Annotated in this window: 20 protein-coding genes and 1 tRNA gene; 9 read left to right on the plus strand and 12 right to left on the minus strand. The window is 67.4% G+C overall.

The features are described 5' to 3' along the window. Positions 1–36 precede the first annotated feature (36 nt). Positions 37–834: a trehalose-phosphatase gene (gene otsB, locus BKA04_RS04195; RefSeq protein ID WP_104095286.1), complete on the minus strand. Its 798-nt coding sequence runs from the start codon at positions 832–834 to the stop codon at positions 37–39. Further along, positions 831–2,321: an alpha,alpha-trehalose-phosphate synthase (UDP-forming) gene (locus tag BKA04_RS04200; RefSeq protein WP_104096621.1), complete on the minus strand. Its 1,491-nt coding sequence runs from the start codon at positions 2,319–2,321 to the stop codon at positions 831–833. The genes otsB and BKA04_RS04200 overlap by 4 nt, the downstream gene beginning before the upstream one ends. Before the next feature lie 122 nt (positions 2,322–2,443). On the opposite strand from BKA04_RS04200, the gene BKA04_RS04205 reads away from it, so the two are divergent. After that, positions 2,444–3,337: a sugar phosphate isomerase/epimerase family protein gene (locus BKA04_RS04205; RefSeq protein WP_104095287.1), complete on the plus strand. Its 894-nt coding sequence runs from the start codon at positions 2,444–2,446 to the stop codon at positions 3,335–3,337. A gap of 29 nt (positions 3,338–3,366) precedes the next feature. On the opposite strand, the gene BKA04_RS04210 is transcribed toward BKA04_RS04205, so the two are convergent. The 5 genes from BKA04_RS04210 to BKA04_RS04230 all read right to left on the minus strand — a co-directional run bounded on the left by BKA04_RS04210 (position 3,367) and on the right by BKA04_RS04230 (position 11,313). Next, complete coding sequence (locus tag BKA04_RS04210; protein ID WP_232841954.1) at positions 3,367–5,226, minus strand: YhgE/Pip family protein; 1,860 nt, start codon at positions 5,224–5,226, stop codon at positions 3,367–3,369. Further along, positions 5,223–8,282, minus strand: a complete 3,060-nt coding sequence (locus BKA04_RS04215) for an MMPL family transporter (RefSeq protein ID WP_104095289.1) — start codon at positions 8,280–8,282, stop codon at positions 5,223–5,225. The genes BKA04_RS04210 and BKA04_RS04215 overlap by 4 nt, the downstream gene beginning before the upstream one ends. Positions 8,283–8,286: 4 nt before the next feature. After that, on the minus strand, positions 8,287–8,856 hold the full coding sequence (locus BKA04_RS04220; protein ID WP_104095290.1) for a TetR/AcrR family transcriptional regulator: 570 nt from the start codon (positions 8,854–8,856) through the stop codon (positions 8,287–8,289). Positions 8,857–8,993: 137 nt separating this feature from the next. After that, positions 8,994–10,454: an HNH endonuclease signature motif containing protein gene (locus BKA04_RS04225; RefSeq protein ID WP_167309661.1), complete on the minus strand. Its 1,461-nt coding sequence runs from the start codon at positions 10,452–10,454 to the stop codon at positions 8,994–8,996. 178 nt (positions 10,455–10,632) lie between these two features. Then, positions 10,633–11,313, minus strand: a complete 681-nt coding sequence (locus tag BKA04_RS04230; RefSeq protein ID WP_104095292.1) for a phosphoribosyltransferase — start codon at positions 11,311–11,313, stop codon at positions 10,633–10,635. Between the two features lie 76 nt (positions 11,314–11,389). Here BKA04_RS04230 and BKA04_RS04235 point away from each other — a divergent pair, with 76 nt between their 5' ends. The 4 genes from BKA04_RS04235 (at position 11,390) to BKA04_RS04250 (ending at position 12,957) form a co-directional block, all read left to right on the plus strand. After that, positions 11,390–11,578: a hypothetical protein gene (locus BKA04_RS04235; RefSeq protein ID WP_104095293.1), complete on the plus strand. Its 189-nt coding sequence runs from the start codon at positions 11,390–11,392 to the stop codon at positions 11,576–11,578. A 2-nt stretch (positions 11,579–11,580) separates the two neighbouring features. Then, positions 11,581–12,063: a hypothetical protein gene (locus BKA04_RS04240; protein WP_104095294.1), complete on the plus strand. Its 483-nt coding sequence runs from the start codon at positions 11,581–11,583 to the stop codon at positions 12,061–12,063. A gap of 9 nt (positions 12,064–12,072) precedes the next feature. Continuing rightward, the gene (locus tag BKA04_RS04245; RefSeq protein ID WP_167309662.1) at positions 12,073–12,249 is read left to right on the plus strand and encodes a hypothetical protein; all 177 of its coding nucleotides are present in this window, start codon (positions 12,073–12,075) and stop codon (positions 12,247–12,249) included. A gap of 171 nt (positions 12,250–12,420) precedes the next feature. Then, positions 12,421–12,957, plus strand: a complete 537-nt coding sequence (locus BKA04_RS04250) for a DUF2127 domain-containing protein (RefSeq protein WP_167309663.1) — start codon at positions 12,421–12,423, stop codon at positions 12,955–12,957. On the opposite strand, the gene BKA04_RS04255 is transcribed toward BKA04_RS04250, so the two are convergent. Next, positions 12,936–13,011, minus strand: a tRNA-Lys gene (locus tag BKA04_RS04255). The two genes, BKA04_RS04250 and BKA04_RS04255, sit on opposite strands and share 22 nt — an antisense overlap. Positions 13,012–13,105: 94 nt before the next feature. Here BKA04_RS04255 and bcp point away from each other — a divergent pair. After that, the gene (gene bcp / locus BKA04_RS04260) at positions 13,106–13,585 is read left to right on the plus strand and encodes a thioredoxin-dependent thiol peroxidase (RefSeq protein WP_104095296.1); all 480 of its coding nucleotides are present in this window, start codon (positions 13,106–13,108) and stop codon (positions 13,583–13,585) included. Positions 13,586–13,592: 7 nt separating this feature from the next. Here bcp and BKA04_RS04265 read toward each other — a convergent pair whose 3' ends face one another. Continuing rightward, positions 13,593–14,009, minus strand: a complete 417-nt coding sequence (locus BKA04_RS04265; protein ID WP_104095297.1) for a hypothetical protein — start codon at positions 14,007–14,009, stop codon at positions 13,593–13,595. A 167-nt stretch (positions 14,010–14,176) separates the two neighbouring features. Between BKA04_RS04265 and BKA04_RS04270 the strand changes: the two genes are divergently transcribed. Then, positions 14,177–14,425, plus strand: a complete 249-nt coding sequence (locus BKA04_RS04270; protein WP_104095298.1) for a WhiB family transcriptional regulator — start codon at positions 14,177–14,179, stop codon at positions 14,423–14,425. A gap of 75 nt (positions 14,426–14,500) precedes the next feature. On the opposite strand, the gene BKA04_RS04275 is transcribed toward BKA04_RS04270, so the two are convergent. After that, a complete protein-coding gene (locus BKA04_RS04275; RefSeq protein WP_104095299.1) occupies positions 14,501–15,994 on the minus strand; it encodes a sensor histidine kinase in 1,494 nt (497 codons plus the stop codon). 41 nt (positions 15,995–16,035) lie between these two features. Between BKA04_RS04275 and BKA04_RS04280 the strand changes: the two genes are divergently transcribed. After that, entirely contained in the window at positions 16,036–16,503 is a 468-nt protein-coding gene (locus BKA04_RS04280) for a nuclear transport factor 2 family protein (protein WP_104095300.1), read from the plus strand. Continuing rightward, positions 16,500–18,173 carry a DUF5671 domain-containing protein gene (locus tag BKA04_RS04285; protein WP_232841955.1) on the plus strand — a complete coding sequence of 558 codons (1,674 nt, stop codon included), beginning with the start codon at positions 16,500–16,502 and terminating at the stop codon, positions 18,171–18,173. The genes BKA04_RS04280 and BKA04_RS04285 overlap by 4 nt, the downstream gene beginning before the upstream one ends. Here the strand turns inward: BKA04_RS04285 and BKA04_RS04290 are convergent. Then, entirely contained in the window at positions 18,154–19,431 is a 1,278-nt protein-coding gene (locus BKA04_RS04290) for an AAA family ATPase (RefSeq protein ID WP_104095301.1), read from the minus strand. The two genes, BKA04_RS04285 and BKA04_RS04290, sit on opposite strands and share 20 nt — an antisense overlap. Further along, positions 19,431–20,075 carry a hypothetical protein gene (locus BKA04_RS04295; RefSeq protein ID WP_104095302.1) on the minus strand — a complete coding sequence of 215 codons (645 nt, stop codon included), beginning with the start codon at positions 20,073–20,075 and terminating at the stop codon, positions 19,431–19,433. The genes BKA04_RS04290 and BKA04_RS04295 overlap by 1 nt, the downstream gene beginning before the upstream one ends. Positions 20,076–20,108: the final 33 nt, after the last annotated feature.

Consider the following 20,108-nt stretch of genomic DNA (forward strand, 5'->3'; position numbering starts at 1 on the left):
AATTACCCCGAAGTTGTGATCATCCGCACATCGATTCTACCGGGGCGAAGCGGCCTTTCGCTCCCGGAGTCCGGCGAGCAGCGCGAGCAGTTCCGCCACTGCTTGAGGGTCGGCGACGCGATGCGAGGCCGCGGTCTCCCCCGGTCCGACCTTGACGCCGACGTCGTGTCCGGACAGCACGGCGAAGCCGTCCTCGTCCGTCACGTCGTCGCCCACGAACAGGACGGCGGAGGCGGCGGTGCGGTGCCTGATCACGTCGAGAGCAGTCCCCTTGTCCGCTTCGCGCACCGTGAACTCGAGGATGTCCTTGCCGTAGCGCTCCGTGATCCCGCTCGACGGTCCGAGTGCGGCGACCGCGGCGAGCGCGTCGGCCCTGGCCGCGTCCGCGTCTGCCGGCGACGACATCCGCGTGTGAAGTCCTGACCCGGCCGGTTTCCTCTCGGTCCTGGCACCCGGATATCGGGCTGCGACGGTTTCGACCGCCGCGTACAGCCGATCGAGCATCTTCCGCTCGTCGCCGTCCAGTTCAGGGCCGGAGACGGCGCCGCCGAATCGGAATTCCGCCCCGTGCGACCCGACGAGGATGGTCGAGTCCGGAAGCCTGGCCACCGACGCCAGGTTGCCGATCGATCGCCCGGACACGAGGGCGATCCGCGTCTTCTCCAAGTCCTCGAGCGCGAGGATCGCGGCCATGGCATCCGGATGAGAGCGAGCACTCGCAGGGTCGTCGACGGTCGGGGCGAGGGTGCCGTCGAAGTCGAGCGCGACGAGAAGCTCGTCGACGTCCGCGATCCGCTCGATCGCGGCGACGAGCGCCGGGGGCAGCGCACTCATCGAGACCTCGTGTCCTTCTCGTGCCGGTGGTGCGCGAGCACCTCGAGGAAGCCGTTCGACCACTTCTCGACATCGTTGTCGAAGACCCGCTTGCGCAGGTACCGCATCCGGGACCGCCGCTCGTCGTGCGGCATCTCGACGGCGCGCATGAACGCATCCTTGAGCCCGTCGATGTCGTGGGGGTTCACCCGGATGGCGCGGGTGAGCTCATCGGATGCGCCGGCGAACTCCGAGAGCACGAGGACCCCGTCATCGTCGAAGCGCGATGCGACGTACTCCTTCGCCACGAGGTTCATCCCGTCGCGAAGCGCCGTGACGAGCATGATGTCCGCCGCGAGATACAGCGCGACCATCTCCTCGCGGGGATAACTGTGATGGTGATAGCTGATCGCCTGGTGGCCGAGCTCGGAGTATTCGCCGTTGATCCTTCCGACGGTGAGCTCGATCTCGTCGCGCAGGTCGATGTAGCTCTTGACGCGTTCACGACTCGGGCTCGCGACCTGAACGAGGATGACCTCGGTCGGGTTGATCCGGCCCTCTGCGAGCAGTTCGCCGTAGGCCTGCAGCCGGTGCCGGATGCCCTTCGTGTAGTCGAGCCGGTCGACGCCCAGCATGATCATGGCCGGGTTCCCGAGGTCTGCGCGGATCTGCCGCGCGCGTGCTCGGATGCCGGGATCCTTCGCGGCAGCGCGGTAGATATCGGCGTCGATCGAGATCGGGAACTTCTTCGCGATCACCGTGCGGGAGGGCGCGCCGCGTTTGATGGGCGAGAACACCCTCACGCCGGGCGACTCGTCGACGATGGGCACTTCGATCCGCGACCCCGTCGTCGCGTAGCCCTTGAGCCTGCGCACCGCCTGGGCGAAGTTGCCCGCGTCGGCATCGCGTTGAAAGCCCACGACATCCGCCCCCAGCAACCCCTCGATGACGTGCGTGCGCCACGGCAACTGGGAGAACAGGCCGTACGGGGGGAACGGGATGTGGTCGAAGAATCCGATCGTCAGGTCCGGCCGGAGTTCGCGGAGCATTTTCGGCACGAGCTGGAGCTGGTAGTCCTGCACCCAGACGACGGCGCCCTTCGCCGAAACCGCTGCGACGATGTCGGCGAATCGCTGGTTCACGGCGCGGTAGGCATCCCACCATTCGCGGTGGAACGACGGGGCGGCGATGACGTCGTGATAGAGGGGCCAGAGCGTGTCGTTGGAGAACCCCTCGTAGTATTCCCTGACCTCCGCAGCGGACAACCTCACCGGGACCAGATGCAGGCCGTCGATGTCGAACGGGTCGAGTTCGAGGTCGGCTTCGCCTGCCCAGCCGACCCACGCACCGTCGTGGCTGTGCATGACCGGCTCGAGGGCCGCGACGAGCCCACCGGGGGATCTCGACCAGCCCTGGCCACCGTCGGCATTCACCACGCTGTCGACCGGGAGCCGATTGGACGCGACGATGAAATCGAAGAGTCTCGCTGAGGGGGCAGTCGTGCTCATTGCCCTGCCGATCCCTCCTTCGACGCCGACGGATGTCACCGGCCGCCCGTCAGGCCAACGCTACCAGCCGTTCCTGAGCCCGGTGCAGCAGCGTTCAGGATGTCTGCTTAGACTGAAAGTCCATGATTCGCATCGGAATGAGCACGTCGGCGGTGTACCCGCTACCGCCGGAGCACGCATTCCGGCTCGCGCGGTTGGCCGGTTTCGACGGCATCGAGGTCATGGTGACGAACGATGAGGTCACCCAGGAAGCCGGTGCGCTCCTCGAGCTCTCAGAGCGTTACGAGCTCCCCATCCTGTCCATCCACGCTCCCGTGCTCCTGCTCACCCACTTCGTCTGGGGCCGCGACCCGCGAGTGAAACTGGAACGGTCCGCCGAGCTCGCACGGGCGGTCGGTGCGACGACCGTCGTGGTCCACCCGCCGTTCCGCTGGCAGGCGCAGTACGCGCGAGACTTTCTGCGCATCGTGCGGGCGACATCCGCGGCATCCGGCGTCGAGATCGCCGTCGAGAACATGTTCCCGTGGAAGGTCGCGGGGAGAAACCTCAAGGCGTATTCCCCCGGCTCGGACCCGACCGCCATGGACTGCGACCACATGACGCTCGACTTCTCGCACGCTTCGCTGTCCGGACGCGATTCTCTCGAACTCGCCATGTCGATGGGCACCCGGCTCCGGCACGTGCACCTGTGCGACGGTTCCGGTTCGATGGACGAGGGCAGGATCTTCGACGAGCACCTGCTGCCCGGCCGAGGCAGCGAACCGGTCGGTGAGGTCCTGGACTATCTCCTCGCCCGGGGCTGGGACGGATCCGTGGTCGCGGAGGTCAACACGCGTAAGGCGAAGACGGAACAGGAGCGGCTGGACCTGCTGACCGAGACGCTGAATTTCGCGCAGAACCGGCTTCACGTCGCCCCGCGCAGGCAGTTCGGCTGGCATCCCCGCCCGGCCGATGCGCTCGGCATCTTCCGCAGGGCAGGGCGACGCGCACTCACGGCGCTGCGCTCGTCGAACTGAGTCGGCCGAGGAGCTCGCGGTAGCCCTCCTCAGGCGGTGCGCACCGGCACCAGACCGAGCGATCGCGCCGTCCTCACCCTCCGGATCGCGAGCAGGGACAGCAGGATGCTTCCCACGGCGAACAGGGCGAGCACGAACGCGGCGCCGACGATCGGACCGGCGGATGCCCGGGCGATGATCCCTTGCATTCCGCTCACCCCGTAGGTGAGCGGGAGCAGCGGGCTCACCCACTGGAACGGGGTCGCGAGGAGTTGCACGGGATACAGCCCGCCCGTCGCCGTGACCTGGACAGCCAGCACGAAGAGCGACACGACGAGACCGGCCCTGCCGAGACCGACGGTCAACAGGTAGTGGAACGCCGTGAACGCGAACGCCATGAGCAGTGAGAATCCGAGCGTCGCCGGAAGCGCCGCCCACGTCACGCCGACCACGAGATGGAGCAGTGCGACGAGCAGGACGGCCTGCGCCGCACTGATCGCCGACGCCTTCGCGAGCGAATGCGCCACGAGTCGGCCGTTGCCCGCGGTCGAACCCAGCGAACGCGGGTTCACGGGACGCATCACCAGGAAGATGGCGAGCGCGCCGATCCAGAGGCCGAGTGGCACGAAGAAGGTGGCGATCCCCTGGCCGATGCCGGCGACCTCGTTGTCCCGCGTCACCGTGACCGACACCGGGTCGGCGACGACCTCGGCGTTCGCGGCCGAGGAGCCCGTGTCACCGATCGGCAGTCGGGCAGCCCCCGCCGAAAGCCCGTCGGACAGGCTCGTCGCTCCCGTGGCCAGTTCGCCTGCACCGCTCGATGCGGATGCCGCACCGGTCGACAGGCTCGACAGGCCGCTCGCGAGCGAGGATGCCCCGTCTCTCAGCCCCGATGATCCGGCGGACAGCCTGGCGGCGCCAGAGGCACTGGACGCGATGCCGCTCTGGATGCCCGTCACGGCTCCCTGCGTCTGTGCGGCCAGCGTCGATCCGCCTGCTGCTGCGGCAGTCAGCTGTGCGCTCAGGGTGTTGACGGTGGCCAGCGCGACGGGGTCGCCCGGGTTCGCCTGCAGGGTCGCGTTCGCGGTCGCGAGCGCGTGTGCGAGGGCCGTCACCGAATCCGTGAACCCTTCGACTCCGTCGCTCACACCCGTGAGCCCTGCGGCACCCGAGCGCAGTTGCAAAAGCCCCTTGCTCAACGAATCGACGCCACCCGTGTAACTGCGGACCCCGCCGGCCAGTCCTGTGGCCCCTCCGCTCGCCGTCGCGACGCCGTCGGCGAGGGTCGACAGCCCCGCCTCGAGGTCGCTCGCTCCGCTCGACAGGGACCCGGCGCCATCCGCCGCCGAACTGAGCGATGTGCCCAGTTCGCCCATGCTCGAATAGATGCCGGCGATGTACTGCGCGGTGATGGCCTTGCCGAAGGTGGAGGCCATGCCCTCCCCCACGGACTGCGCCACCGCGCCGGAGAGATAGCTGTGGGCGTCGTCGGTCGTGATGGCGAGGTCTGCACGCTGGGGTTTCGAGGACGAGAGCGACAGGATCGAGGGGGAGAAGTCCTTCGGGATCGTGAGGATCGCGTAGACCTTCCCCGCGGCGAGTGCCTTCTTCGCGTCTTCGTCGTTCGTGACGGTCCAGTTCACACCCGTCGTGTCGCCCGTGAGCTCCGTCACGAGTTGCCGCCCGGCGAACACCGGTGTCCTCGTTCCCGAATCGGTCGTGTAGACGAGCGTGTCATTGTTCACGATCGCGGCCGGGATGCGATCGAGCGAGGTGTCGGCCTTCGAGAGTGCGCCGATGAAGAGGCCGGCGAACGCGAGCGGGACGAGGATGATCGCGCCGATAGTCGCGCGACGGATCCAGCGTGCCCGTTCGCCAGAGCGCGGTGTCATAGTGGTCGATGTGCTCACGGTGTCGTACCTTCCCGGTGGCCCGCCGGACCCGCGAGGGGCTCGGCTGCGAGGTGGATCGCATGGTGATCTGAGCGGTCGTCTGACTGGTCGCCGGCGTGGTCGCCCGAGTCGTCGCCCGAGTCGTCGTTTCGGGCGCGCAGGTCGAGGTCGACTACTGCGCGCCCGATCGACGTCGCACGCGGTCGGTCGCCCGCCACGGATGCGCTGAGCACGATCGCCGTGGTCGCCGGCGCGAGCGTGCCGACGGCGGCCAGCACGTCGTCGCGCTCGTCGACGGTGAGTTCGTATCCCGAGAACTCGAGCACGATCATGGTCGGACGTTCGGCCAGGGCCACAGCGGAGAGTGCAATCGCACGGTCGAGTACGGGCAACGCCCCGAGACGTGACCGTACGGTGAGCGGTCGATCGAGCACCTGGCCCAGCCTGCCGATCCACTGGGCGGCGATCCTGCCACTCGGCCAGGCGCGGTACCAGGGAAGCGTGACGCGCAGTCGTTCCTCGAACAGCTCACCGAGAGCGGGGTCGGCGTCCCCGCGATCGAGGATGCCGATATCCATCATCGCGACCCGTCTTGCGACGCGCGCGACCTCGGACGGCAGCGGATGCCCTCCCACCTGGACACGCCCGGACAGGACGGGCACCCGGCCGGCGAGCGTCGCCGCGATGAGGCGTCGGTCGAGTGCAGACCCTGTGACGGTCAGGATCGCCCCGGTGGGCACCCGCAGGTCGAACGGTCCGACGACTTCGGGTGTCGGCGATGTTCCGCTCACCGCGACCACGAGTCGCTCCGCGGTGATGGCGTCGCCACGCTGGTTCTCGGTCCACGCCACCTCGTCGAGGTGACCGCGAAGGTGCTCACCCTCGATGTCCATGTTGGGAAGGAGGCGGGACAGCCATCCGGGCATCCACCAGGCCGCGCGTCCGAGGAGGGCCATGATGGCGGGGCCGAGCGTCATCCGCACGAGGAATGCGTCGAAGGCGATCCCGGTCGCGAGGCCCAGCGCGATCGGTTTGATCATGCCGGAGCCTTCGGGGACGAAGGCGAAGAAGACGAAGAACATGATGAGCGCTGCCGCCGTGACGACGCGCGAACCGTTGGCGAACCCGCGCGAGATCGCCGTTCTCGAGCTGCCGGTCTTCACGAACTCTTCGCGCATCCCCGACACGAGGAACACCTCGTAGTCCATGGCGAGCCCGAACAGCACCGCCATGAGGATGATGGGCATGAAGCTCAGGATGGGTCCCGTCGATGTCAGCTGCAGCAGGTCGCCGAGCCATCCCCACTGGAAGACCGCGACGGTCACGCCGAACGCTGCGACGACGGACAGCAGGAACCCGAGCGCGGCCTTGATGGGGATCAGGACGGAGCGGAACACCATCATGAGCAACACGATCGAGAGTCCGACGACGATGAGCCCGAAGGGCACGAGCGCGGCGGAGAGCCGGTTCGAGATGTCGATGCCGACGGCTGTCGTGCCGGTCACGAAGATCTTCGTGTCGTACTCCGCGTCGATCGTCGGTGCGAGGTCCCGGATGGACTGCACGAGCCTCTTGGTCGCCTCCGCGTCGGGCGCGCTGGAGGGAACGACCTGGATGATCGCGGTGTCGAGGCCGGCATCCGGAAGCCCCTGGCTCACCCACTCCACGCCGTCGAGTTGTCGGAGGTCATGACCGATCCGCTCGAGGTCGTTCATGATGTCGGTCGTCTGGGTGATGTCGACGGCGACGACGAGCGGGCCGTTGTAGCCGGCACCGAACCCCTCGGTCACGTGGTCGTACGCGAGCCGCTGGGTGGACCCCGCCGGCTCTGCACCGCCATCCGGAAGGCTCAGTTGCAGGCTGAGCGCCGGCACGGCGAGCGCACCGAGCAGACCGACGACGGCCACCGAGGCGACGATCGGATGCCGCATGACGCCGGTCACCCAGCGCAGCCCCATGCTGCGCCCGGCTGGATCGTGCCCTGAGACGTTCGCCGAGGCGTGCGCCGCAGCGTGCTCCGCAGCGTGCGCGAGCGCGCGCTTCTCGGCCCGCGACCCCGCCCTGGGGCGCAGCCGCACACCGGCGAGCCCGAGCATGGCGGGGAGGAGCGTCGTCGCGACGCCGATCGCGATGAGTACGGCGAACGCGGCACCGATGCCCATGACGCTCAGGAACGGTATCCCCACGACGAGTAGCCCGAGCAGTGCGATGATGACGGTCACTCCGGCGAAGACGACAGCACTTCCCGCTGTCCCGACGGCTGTCGCCGCGGACTCTTGCGGGTCGTCGCCCGTTGCGAGCTGATTGCGGTGCCTCGAGAGGATGAAGAGCGTGTAGTCGATCCCCACCGCGAGGCCGATCATGAGTGCGAGCAGCGGGGCCGAGCTGGAGATGGTCGTGAATGCGGACGCCGTCGTGATCCCGCCGATGACTATTCCCACGCCGAGGAGCGCAGTCAGAAGGGGCATCCCGGCGGCGAGGAGGGAACCGAAGGTGACGAGCAGGACGATGGCCGCGAACACGAGGCCGAACACCTCGGTGATCGTGATGCCGAAGGTGGTGTCCTGGAACACCTGACCGCCGAATTCGACTGTCAGTCCGGCGTCTTCGGCGATCGACGCGGTCTTCTTGAGTGCGGTGAGCGTCGCATCCGTCACCGACGAGGACACCTCGTCGAACTGGATGCGCGTGATCGCCATCGTGCCGTCGTCGCTGAGCTGCTTCCCGGCGTATTCGTCGAACGGCGTCGTGACCGAGTTGATGCCGGGGATGTCCTCCATCGCAGTGGCCATCTGCGAGATCGACGCGGTGAACGCCGGACTGCTGACACTCGCACCGTCCGGTGCGACGTAGACCGCCTCCGCGCTCGCCCCCGCGACCTGCGGGAACACGGCCTCGAGACGGTCGAGCGCGTTCTGGGATTCGGTGCCGGGGATGGCGAACGCTTCCTGTGATTGGCCGCCGAGCGCGATGCCACCGCCGAGGATCGCGACGAGGAGGACGAGCCAGACGCCGATGACGCGCCACGGGCGCCGGAATGAGTACCGGCCGAGCCGATAGAGCAGGGTTGCCACGCGGTTACTCCTGGTGGGTCGAGACCGGCACGGGCGCCAGCAGTTCGGTGATGATGGTGATGAGTGACGAGCGGATCTCCTCGTCGGGCGCGTCGACCGCACCGACAGTCTGCTGGGTGACGAGCATGTACGCCGCGCCGCCGAGTGCGACTCCGAACCGCATCCGGTGCTCGGTGCTCATCGCTGTCGACGCGAAGAAATCGGCGAGGTGCTGGACGAGTTCGTTGGCCCTGTCGACGACGGGGACGTCGATCAGGGATGGGCCCTGGTTGATGAACAGGTGCACCTCGAGACGGTGTTGCAGCAGGAAGTCGACGAAGTCGGCGATGAACTCGCGACGGCTCGCCTTCGTGACCGGTCGACTCGCCATTGATTCGAGGATCTGCTGCATACGCTCGATCGCGGGTGTGACGACCGCTTCCAGGAGGGCGTCCTTCGACGCGAAGTGGTACAGGACGCTCGATTTGGAGAGGCCGGCGAGGTCGGCGATGCGGTGTATCGACGTGCCGGCGTATCCGGATGTCGCGAACTCCGTGAGCGCGATGGCACGCAGGTCTTCGGCACTCGTGGACATGGATTTCACAATAGCTGACCGATCGGTCAGATCCTGTCCGATCGGTCAGTTTCGGAGCGAACTCTCAGCCAGTGCCGACCGTGCGGCGTCGTGCGGGACCATGCCGCTCGTCAACCGGTTCAGCGACCGTGCGACGGTCAACCCGTCGCGGCTCTCCGCAGGTGCTCCAGGAGCGGATTCTTGGAGCACAGCTTCACGGGCACCCTGGCGGCGTCGACCGTGGGCGGTGGAATGAGCCAGAACTCGGCGTCTCGCCGCTCGATCTCCCAGTGATTGTTGTGCAACTGGAGGTGATGGAATCGGCACAGCAGCACGCCGTCGTCGACATCCGTTCGACCTCGGTCGCGCTTCCACTGTCTCGTATGGTGCGCCTCGGTGAACGCGGGAGGCCGATCGCAATCGGGCCAGAGACATCCGCCGTCTCGAGCGGCGAGCGCTTCGCGCTGGCGGCGGTCGTAGAGCCGGCTGGTTCGCCCGAGATCGAGCGGCCTTCCGTTCCGATCGATGGTCAGTTCGAGCGTGTCCCCGTCGCACACACTGAGCTGGACCGTCGCCGCCGATACGACCTCCCCATTGTCCTCGAGCACGCCGAAGCCGCGTCCTTTCTGGGCTCCCGCATCGGCCTCGGCCCCGTTTCGCGGAACCTCCACGACGGTGTCGACCGTCGTCACGATCTTGACGAGCGTTCGCCGTTTCGGCTGCATCTTCTGCGGATCGACCGACGCACCGAGCGTCACGAGTTCAAGCAGGCCGTCGAGCGTGAGCCGCTCCGTCGTGCGCGGGTCATCGATGATGGCCTGCGCCCTGGCGGCATCGTCGGGCCGCGTGAATCGCGGACCACCACGCCGGGGGCTCGTATAGGGGTCGAGAGCAGTTGTCAGGATGGCCGCCGACTCCGGGTCGAGCTGCCCGGTCAGGCGCCACATCCCGTCCGGTTGCGACGACAGTCTCACTCCGCCGCGTTCGTAGAGTTCCTGCTGCCTGGCCTGGATGCCGTCGAGGTCGATGAGGTCCCGCTCCAGGCGCGCAGCCTTCAATATCCGGTCGGCGCTGAGATTCGACTTCTCCCGGATGAGCCGCTCGGCCACGTCGCTGAGCATGCCGCCGGTGACGGTGACGGTCGGTTGCCCGAGCCCGCGACGAAGTGCGTCTGCGCAGTCGACGGTGAGGGTACCGGTGGTGATCGCCTGGCAGATGGGTTCGTCCCACGCCGGTTCCACCGGAACCCCGCCGAGTTCCGTCACACCGGTGTCGATGAGTTCGCGTGCGGCTTCGGCCTCCCCCATGGCATTACCCAGCGCGACGAGTTGCCCCGCCTCCCGGGCCGTCACCTTGGTGACCTCCTGAAGCAGCTTCTGGGGAGAGGCGAACCCGTTTCGTGCAGCCAATCCGGTGTGCCCGAACTCCCGTCGGGACCTGCGGGCGATCTGGGCGGCGTGCTGCGTCTTGACGAGCCCGAAGGCGCGCTCGAGAGCCGCGATGGCCACCCCCAGTTCGATGACCCGCTCATCCGTGAGGGCGTCGTAGTCCGCGGAACTCGCACCGAACGTCGCGACCGCTGCTGCGGATTCGACGAGCGATTGTTCGAATGTGGACATGCAATGATTCTCTCCGACTCGGAGATATGTATTCCAGTGATTTTCAACATTGGTGGAGAAGTTATTTTCCACAGGCCTGTCAGGGAGGGGAGTTTCGCCGAGCCGGACTCGGCCCAAACCGAGCGGGCAGAGCGGCCGCGCCGAGTCCGACCGAGCGCACCGAGCCCCCGAACCCCCGTCACGCTCGCAGCAACCGCCGCACCTCGGCATCCGTGGTCTGCGTGAAGTCGAGATAGGCCTGCCCGACCGCCCAGAACGGTTCCGGCACCCTCACGCAGACGACCCGGTCGACGAGCGCCTCGAGTTCCGCCACGGTGTCGGCCGGCGCCACGGGAACCGCGACCGTCACGGATGCCGGCCCACTCGTCGCGAGCGCCATGATCGCCGCGCGCATGGTTGCCCCCGTCGCGATACCGTCGTCCACCAGGATGACATCGCTCCCGCGGACAGTCAGCGGCGCAAGCCCGGCACGATACGACTCCTGCCGCCGCTCGAGCTCCGCCCGCTCGACGGCGGCGACCTCATCGAACCGGCGCAGAGCATCCGGCCCCACCGAACGCAGCACCGAATCGTTGCGCACCTCGACGACCGATCCGGCAATCGAGGCGAGTGCGCCCATCGCGAGCTCGGACTGGCCGGGCACACCGACCTTTCGTACCACGATGACGTCGAGCGGCGCGCCGAGTGCACTGGCCACGACCGCAGCGACCGGAACCCCGCCGCGTGGAAGGGCGAGCACGATCGCTCTCGTCCCGTCGGCATCCGTGAGGCGGGCAGCGAGCGCCCGGCCGGCATCCTGGCGATCGACGAACCGGTCAGTTGACCGATCGCCATACCGGTCGACATACCGCCTGGGCATGTCGCCAGCCTATGCGCGACCTGTGTATCGCATCTGTGAATTCCCTCGGCCTGAACGGGCACGGTAGCGTTGAGGAATGAGGAAGTTCATTTTCAGCGGCACGATGCTGAGCGCCGTTTTCGGCGGCTGGAGCACCGTGCAGGCGACCCGTAAGGGGCCACGCGACTGGCGACTCGGCCTCATGTGGATCATCTGGGGCCTGACGATCGCGGTTGCGGTCGGGACAGTCCTCAAGGAACGCGACATCGACGAACTCGAGGAGTAGCAATGTTCATGCCCGACTTCGGCTGGGGCTTCGGCCACGGCTTCCTGTCCATCATCGGAAGCGTGTTCTTCGGAGTAGTCTGGCTCATCTGCTTCGCCATCACCGTCGCGGTCATCTTCCTCCTGGTGCGGTTCCTGCTCGTCGGCACGCGGGCCGCGCAGATCTACATCGCCAAGAACGAGCCGCCCCGCCCCGTGACGCCGCCTGCTGCGCCCACCGCCCCTGCTGCACCGGATGCCTCCGCCTCGGCCAAGACCGCGCCGGATGCGGCTCCCGCGGCGACCGCGAAGACGAGCGCGGCGACGGCGCCGACCACGGCCGCGGTGGAAACCGCAGCGGCAGCCGCTCCCGCGGCGCCGGCGCGGACCACGCCATCGACGTCGGCCAAGGCTCCCACGAAGCCGGCGCCGAGCGTTCCCCGCACTCCGAAGCCGTCGACGAAGGCTGCTCCCCGATCGGCCCCGAAGAAGCCATCGGCATCCTAAGATGGGGTCATGAACGGTATCGGTTTCGTCGTCTCCTTCGCGCTCTTCGCCCTGGGCCTCTTCCTCATGGGAAGCGCGTTCGACGTCGCGGAGAACCTCGGTCTCGTGACATTCGCCGGCGGCCTGCTCGCTGTGTGCGCCGGAGTGTTCATCCCCGTGCACATCATGCACCGCATCGACCGCTGACCTGACTCGCAGAACCACCCCGTGGAGCCGGGCGCAGAGCACCGAGAGCGGTGATCGTCAGCCCGACCGCGACACCGTGCGCACCGACGGCGCTGACGAATCCGCCCGCACACGGTGGGCGAGCGTCGGTGTGTTCCTCCGCGTCACAGGCTTGAATGCAACGATGGTCGCGTGAACCGCGCAGGGGATCGACCGGAGCTCTCGACTACGACGTGGCTGGACAGGATCTTCTGGGCGGTCCTGGTCCTGAAGGGTCTCGACGGAGTCCTCGAACTCGTCGGCGGCATCCTTCTGCTCGCCGTCTCACCCGAGCGGATCAGCGCGATCGCGCGCATCCTGACCCAGCACGAGCTCTCCGAGGACCCGAATGACCTCATCGCGACGAACCTGTTGCGCCTCACGAACGGGTTGGGCGCCTCCGCGACGCTGTTCGGCGCGGCCTATCTGCTGCTTCACGGTCTCGTCAAGGTCGTATTGGTCTGGGCGGTTCTCCGGGACAGGCTGTGGGCCTACCCATGGATGATCGGGTTCCTCGTCGTCTTTGTCGGGTATCAGGCCTACCAGCTCGTACTCGACTTCTCCTGGTGGTTGCTGCTGCTCACCGTGTTCGACATCGTCATGGTCGTCCTCACCTGGCGCGAGTACGGCATCCACCGTGCGCGACGTCGTGGCCAGAACAGCTTCTCTGGTACACCCCCCGGGACTTGAACCCGGAACCCACTGATTAAGAGTCAGTTGCTCTGCCAATTGAGCTAGAGGTGCGCAGGCCCGGTCGTGAAACCCGGGCCGACGAACAAGATTAGCATGAGAGGCAGGGGCCGGAAAGTCGCCCAGCAATTCAGCCATCGGAGGCACCATGTCGGAAACCGTGACACTTCAGCCGGGCGATACCGCCCCGTCGTTCACTCTCAGCGATGAGAACGGAGCATCGGTTTCGCTCTCCGATTACCGGGGGAAGAAGGTCATCGTGTACTTCTACCCCGCGGCATCCACGCCCGGATGCACCACGGAGGCCTGCGACTTCCGCGACAATCTCAACTCCCTCGGTTCGGCCGGGTATCAGGTCCTCGGGCTCTCCAAGGACGAGCTCCCCGCCCTCGTGAAGTTCAAAGACGAGGAGGGGCTGACGTTCCCGCTTCTCAGCGATCCCGGCCTCGAGACGCACAAGGCCTACGGGGCGTGGGGGGAGAAGTCCCTGTATGGGAACCTGGTGACCGGCACGCTGCGCTCCACCTTCGTCGTCGACGAGGCGGGCAGGATCGAACTCGCCCTCTACAACGTGAAGGCGACGGGCCACGTCGCCATGCTCCGCAAGCGCCTGGGCCTCGACGCCTGAGGCCGCCCTATGGACGCCGCGTCGCAGTCATGACCGATCGCGTGAAGAGCAGACCGATCACCAGCACAGCCGGCACGAGCAGGTACCAGGCGATGTCATCCCTCGCGAACAGGCCCTGAAAACTCCCGATCGCGACCGCGAGCTGGAGCACCTGCCAGGTGAGCGCCGCCGCCCGCACCCAGGGTCGGGCGCGAAGAGCTCCTACCCCGACGAACACGAGCCACGCCGCGGCAAGGACGACGAGCACGAGGATGCTGAGAGCGCTCGCCAACGATGTCGGCACCTCTGTGACGAGTTCGAACACGAGAAACGCGGCGAGGGCGGCCAGGAATGCGGCCTCGAGGAACAGGAGTGCGGCCAGCAGGGTGAGCGTCCGCGGACGGCGTGACGGTGCACCACCCGCTTCCGCGTTGTCGTCACTCACAGCGACATCCCATCCAAACCTATTGATTTGCTCCAACCGGTATGAGAGTCTAGTTGAGGTTGATTTGCCGCTCACAGTGGCGTGGGCATATCCCAAAGCATCGTTCTCACCCGAATCAGGGTTCTTGAGCTGTGCACTCACGCGTACGAATTAGGAGCGAAATCATCATGGACTGGCGCGACAAAGCCGCTTGCCTCACTGCCGACCCCGAGCTGTTCTTCCCCGTGGGGAACACCGGCCCCGCCGTCGATCAGATCGAGAAGGCGAAGGCCGTCTGCGCGCGCTGCACCGTGAGCGAGATGTGCCTCCAGTACGCGCTGGAGACCAACCAGGACTCCGGAGTCTGGGGCGGATTGAGCGAGGATGAGCGCCGCGCCCTCAAGCGCCGCGCCGCCCGCGCACGTCGCGCCTCCTGACAACCTCGGTACTCAGCGGGCCACGAAAGCATCGGCCGCGCAGCCCTTCGGGCGCATCGAAACCAACGCGTCGGGTTACGTCTTCCTCAACCACGTCATCGGCACTTCGATCGTGACCTCCGTGCCGCTGCCCATGATGGTGTGCCAGTCGATCGTGCCTCCGAGCTCGCCCTGGATGAGCGTGCGCACGATCTGCGTACCGAGCCCCGTACCGACCTTTCCTTCGGCGAGTCCAACTCCGTTGTCGCGCACCTTCACGCTCAGCGTCTCGCTCGTGCGATGCGCGTTGATCTCCACCTCGCCTTCGCGCCCGGCAAGACCGTGTTCGACAGCGTTCGTGACGAGTTCGGTGAGCGCGAGAGCGAGCGGCGTCGCATAAGCACTCGGCAACTCGCCGAAACTCCCGGTGGAAACCGGGTGCGCCTTCGTCTGGTGCGGGGACGCGACCTCGGCGATGAGCAGGAGCACACGCTCGAACACGGCGTCGAAGTCCACGTTCTGGCTGAGTCCCTCGCTCAGGGTGTCATGCACGACCGCGATGGCGCCCACCCGGCGCATGGCGTGATTGAGCGAGTCGCGGGCATCCTCCGAGTGCGACCTCCGCGCCTGGATCCGCAGAAGCGAGGCGACGGTCTGAAGGTTGTTCTTCACCCGATGGTGGATCTCGCGGATCGTCGCATCCTTGGTCAGGAGTTCCTGCTCCTGGTGCCGCAACTCCGTGACATCCCGGCTCAGCACGATCGCGCCGACCCGCTCGCCGTTCTCCCGAAGCGGGATCGCTCGAAGCGACACCGAAACCCCCCGCGCCTCGAGGTCGGTGCGCCACGGCGCGCGCCCCGTGACGACGAGGGGCAGAGACTCGTCGATGGCGATCGCGTTCTCGAGCAGATCCGAGGTGACCTCCGCGAGAGACTCCCCCTCGAGCTCGCCGACGAATCCCATGCGGTTGAATGCGGAGAGCCCGTTGGGGCTCGCAAAGGTCACGATGCCGTCGACGTCGAGCGTCAGGAGGCCATCGGATGCGCGGGGCGCGCCGCGCCTCGGCCCGGTCGGCGCCACGAGATCCGGGAACACGCCTGCGGCCACCATCGCGAACAGCTCGTTCGCGCACTCGTTGAATGTGAGCTCCTGCCGGCTCGGCGTGCGCGCCTCGCTCAGGTTCGTGTGCCGGGTGAGGATGGCGATCGGATGCTCCGTGAGCTCAGGTGCGCCGGGGACGAGCCTGCGCATGACCGGCACCGCCCGCACTCTGGTCGGCGTCTCCTCGTACCAGTCGGGCGCCGACGAGTCTGTGATGGCCGCCGAGTCATACGCCGCCGAGACGAGTCCGCTCCACTCCGGTTTGATCTCCTGGCCCACGAAATCCCGGTAGAACAGCGTCGCAGACGACGATGGGCGAGCGTGGGTGACCGCGACGAATCCGCCCTCCCTGGTCGGCACCCAGAGGACGATATCGGCGAAGGCGAGGTCCGCCAGAAGCTGCAGATCACTCACCAGGAGGTGCAGCCAATCGATGTCTTCATCGGTCGCCCGACCGTGCGCCTGGACGAGATCAGAAAGTGTCGACACGCGACTAGCCTAGGCGTACCCCGATACGGCATGCTGGCCTTATGCAGACCCCCTCTGGCAGGCCTGACCGGACGCTCATCGTCATTCTCTCGATCATCGCAGCGGTGGTGATTCTCGCTCTCGTGGTGGTATTCACGCGGGGCGGTCCTGCCGTGCTCGATCCGTCGACGCCGGAGGGCGTCGTGCAGACCTACACGAACACGGTCGTCTCCGGCGACCGCGACGCCGCCATGAAGCTCCTGTCGAGCGAGCTTCGCGACAACTGCGACACGTCGGATGTCGGCATCCTGTCGAGCGTACGCGTCACGCTCGTCTCCACGAAGGTCTTCGGTGACACCGCCACGGTGCGCGTGACGATCGCGAACGACCCGAACAGCGGTGTGTTCGGCGGCGCATCCTATGAGTCGGAAGAGTCGTTCACGCTCGTGCGGGAGGGCGGGTCGAACTGGAAGATCGACTCCACCCCGTGGCAACTCATGATCTGCTACAAAATGGAGGGCAACCAGTGAGCGCGCCAGACTCCGCACCGGCATCGCCGCTGGCTTCGGCAGCGCAGGCACCGCCTGCCGCTCCCGCACCCGCCGTCGGCGGCGTGCAGACCGTCCGCAGGGTGATCACCTACCTGCTCCTGCTCGTCATGGTCATCATCGCCGCGATGGGCCTGAGTGGACTTCTCGAACGTGCCCTCGGGCCCGACCGGAGCATCGTCTCCTACGACAACTACGGTCTGGCCCAAAATCTCGCGTTCTCGCTCATCGCCGGTCCGCTCGCCGCGTTGCTGTGGTGGCTCGTCTGGCGCACAAGCGCGAGTGCGCGCGATCGGGCATCCGTCGCCTGGCCGGTCTATCTCGTCATCACATCGACCATCGCGCTCATCACCTTCACGACGTCGCTCTTCGGCTGGGCAGCACAGGCGCTCGCCGGCGACTGGCAGCCGGGAGGACTCGCGACGGGCATCGTCTGGGGTCTCGTGTGGCTCTGGCATTACTGGATGTGGCGCCACCCGGCGAAGGGTCCGACGAGGCTCGTCGGGGTCGCCCCGGCGATCGCGTCGCTTGTCGGGCTCACCTACGGAGTGGGCGGGCTCGTGTTCTCACTCTCCGGCCTCATCGACTCCACCGTGGATGCCTTCGGCCAGCTCGTCGTGAGCGGTTCCACCTGGGAGCCGATCGTGCAGCCTCTCGTCTGGGCGGTCGGTGGCGGCATCCTCTGGTGGTGGCACTGGTTCCGGGTCGGCGTGTGCAAGCAGACGACCGGCTTCGCGAATGTGCTGCTCGTCTTCATCACGGGCTTCGCGGCCTTCGCCGTGTTCGCGTTCGGCGTCACGCTCACACTCGCCACGATCCTCGAACTCGTGACCGGCTCCACGGACCCGCTCGCTGTCCTGCTCGACCCGCTCGGGATCGCCATCGCCTGCGCAGCGTTCGGTGCGCTCACCCTCGTGTACCACGTGCGCGTCGTCGCGGCGCATCCGCCGGTGATCGCGTCCGCGACCCGACTCGTGACCTCCGGCGTGGCCCTCGCCTTCGCCGCGACCGGTGTCGGTGTCACCGTGAACGCACTCCTCGCGACGTTCGCCTCGACGCTCGTCGCCGACAACATCCGCAATCTCCTGCTCGGCGGCATCAGCGCCCTGCTCGTCGGCGGTGCGCTGTGGTGGGTGACCTGGCGGCCGGTTTCTGCGTCATCGCCGGGACGCGTGGCAACGCCCGGTCGGCGCGTCTACCTCGTGGTGATCTTCGGGTTGAGCGCTCTCGTGGCGCTCATCACGCTGCTCGTCATCGGGTTCCAGCTGTTCTCATTCCTGCTCGACAGTGCGAACGGCGGAAGCTTCATCGACCGCTCGCGGCAGGCGATCGGCCTCCTCGCGGCGACGGTGCTCGTGGCCGCGTACCACTTCGCCATCTGGCGGAGCGATCGCAGCAACTCCATCGGGCATGAGCAGGTTCGCAGGATCGACCGCGTGACGCTCGTGACGGCATCGGGCGGAACCGATGCGGCCGACGCGATCCGTGCGGCGACCGGCGCGCGCGTGACGGTGTTACGACGAGCGGATGCCGTGCACGGCGAAGCGGACGGCGCCGCTCTTGCGAAGGCCCTCGACGGTGTCGAGGCCGGCCACGTGCTCGTCGTGGCGGGCGCGAAGTCCGCCGTGGAGGTCATCCGGCTCGGCGACTGATCCGTTTCGAGACCATCCGAGCCGATGGGGATCGTGCCGGCACGTCACGAGACGGAATGATCCGCGTCGACACGAAGCGGTTGATCGCGATTCGAGGGCCGGATTTCGGAGCGACATCCCTGAGCGTCTTTCCGGCGAGGATCGCCGCATCCAGTGCGCCCTGGTCGTGCGGCACCATGGTCGGCTCGACGATGCCGCCGAACCGACGCAGCGTCTGCTCGACCTGAGCTGAGGGATTCGCTCCGATCACACTGCCCCGGATGCGGTTCATGACCGTGAGCACGCGCTCGGCCTCGACGATGTCCACGAGGTCGACGTGCGCGCGAAGGAATCGTGACAGCCCGACCGGATCCCCTGCGCCGACGGCGACCACGCGGTCGGCGTCCCTCAGCGCCGAGATCGTCGCGGCATTCCGCCGAGGAGCGAACAGGTCGCTGGAGATCTCCTCATCGTTCTCGAGGCTGAACCCGGTGTCGACGACGGTGTAGTCCACCCAAACCCGGCACGCGGCGAGCGTGGCGGACACGCGGTCTCCTGACAGCTCCGGCCAGCGGTGTGGGCGGCCGATGCCGGTCAGAACCCAGAAACTGCCGTGCGGGGTCGAGTACCGCTCTGCAACCCGCTCCAACTCGGATGTCGCCAGGCTGTCTGTCGCCGCGAGCCTGCACGCCGCTGCGAATCCGGGGGCCTCATCGAGCAGGCCGAGGGTCGGCGCGATCGAGCCGCTGTGGGTGTCGGCGTCCGCGAGCGCCACGGAGAAACCCTCTGCCGCGAGTTCTGCGGCGATCGAGATGGCGACCGTGGTGCGTCCGGGTGCGCCGGCCGGACCCCACACGGCGATGACCTCCCCGCGCGCGGGAGCGGGCTCAGTGTCGTCGTCGACGTGGCCCGCCGCAGAGCGAACGGCGTCGCCGATGCCGGGGCCGTCGTCGAGAAGTGCTTCGATCTCCGTGACGGATGCCGTCGCGTCGAGCACTTCGCGAAGCCCGAGGTCCGCCGCGTAGCGCCGCTCGCCGTCGCTCGCCGCGAGCGCTACGGTCCTCACGCCGGCGGTGTCGCACAAGGCAAGAAGCTGTGACGACAGGATGTCTCCTCGCGCGGTGACCACTATCGCATCGAGCTCGCCGTTCGGCAGAAGGTCGACGATCTCGTCGATCCGCTTCGCCTGTGCGATGACGCGATGACCGTTTCGTTCGAGTTCGTGCGCGAGCCTGCGGCCCTCGCTTCCGGGCACGAACACGGCGAGGGAGTGCACCATCACCTCGTCATCGGGATGCTCACGGGCACCAGCGACACGGCGCTCTCGTCGGCGATCGCCTCGAGCACCCTGGCGATCCGGTCGCGGGGTATGAGCAGTTCGACCGCGCGCGCCCTGTCGTTGGCGATGATCCCGCTCGAGTCGAGCACCCTGACGACCGTGGCGGATCCGACGAGGACGGTGGGCGGGCCGAACATCCGGTCATCCAACACCGCGGAGGCCCACACGTCGACGACCGCTCCCGGTGCGATGGACCTCGACAACTGGCCGCTGACGCCCACGACGACGGATGCCAGGCGAAGGCTCGCCGGCGACCCCACCGCGGACGCGGGGATGAGCTCACCGGCCGCGACCGCGCGGGTGATGAGGACGCCATCGCTTGAGAGATCGCCTGCGGCCAGATAGTGGTCGATCGTGTCGCCGAGACGCACGGTCGACAGTGCGAGATCCGCCGGATACACGCGCTCCCCCGGCGTGAGCGCTGCGGTCGCCGAATACACGAGCGCGGAGCGGTCCGCCGCCGAGACGATCGTGTACACGCCGGTCACCGATGCGACCACGAGCAGGAGCCCGATAACGAGGCGAGGATCGATCCGGAACCGCGCGGAGCGGCCCTTCCGAACGGTGTCACGCGAGCCGGCCATGGCGTCCTCCCCGGATGTCGATGGGCTGGTGTG

The organism is Terrimesophilobacter mesophilus (assembly GCF_014200375.1).
In the GTDB taxonomy this organism is placed as follows: Bacteria; Actinomycetota; Actinomycetes; order Actinomycetales; family Microbacteriaceae; genus Terrimesophilobacter; species Terrimesophilobacter mesophilus.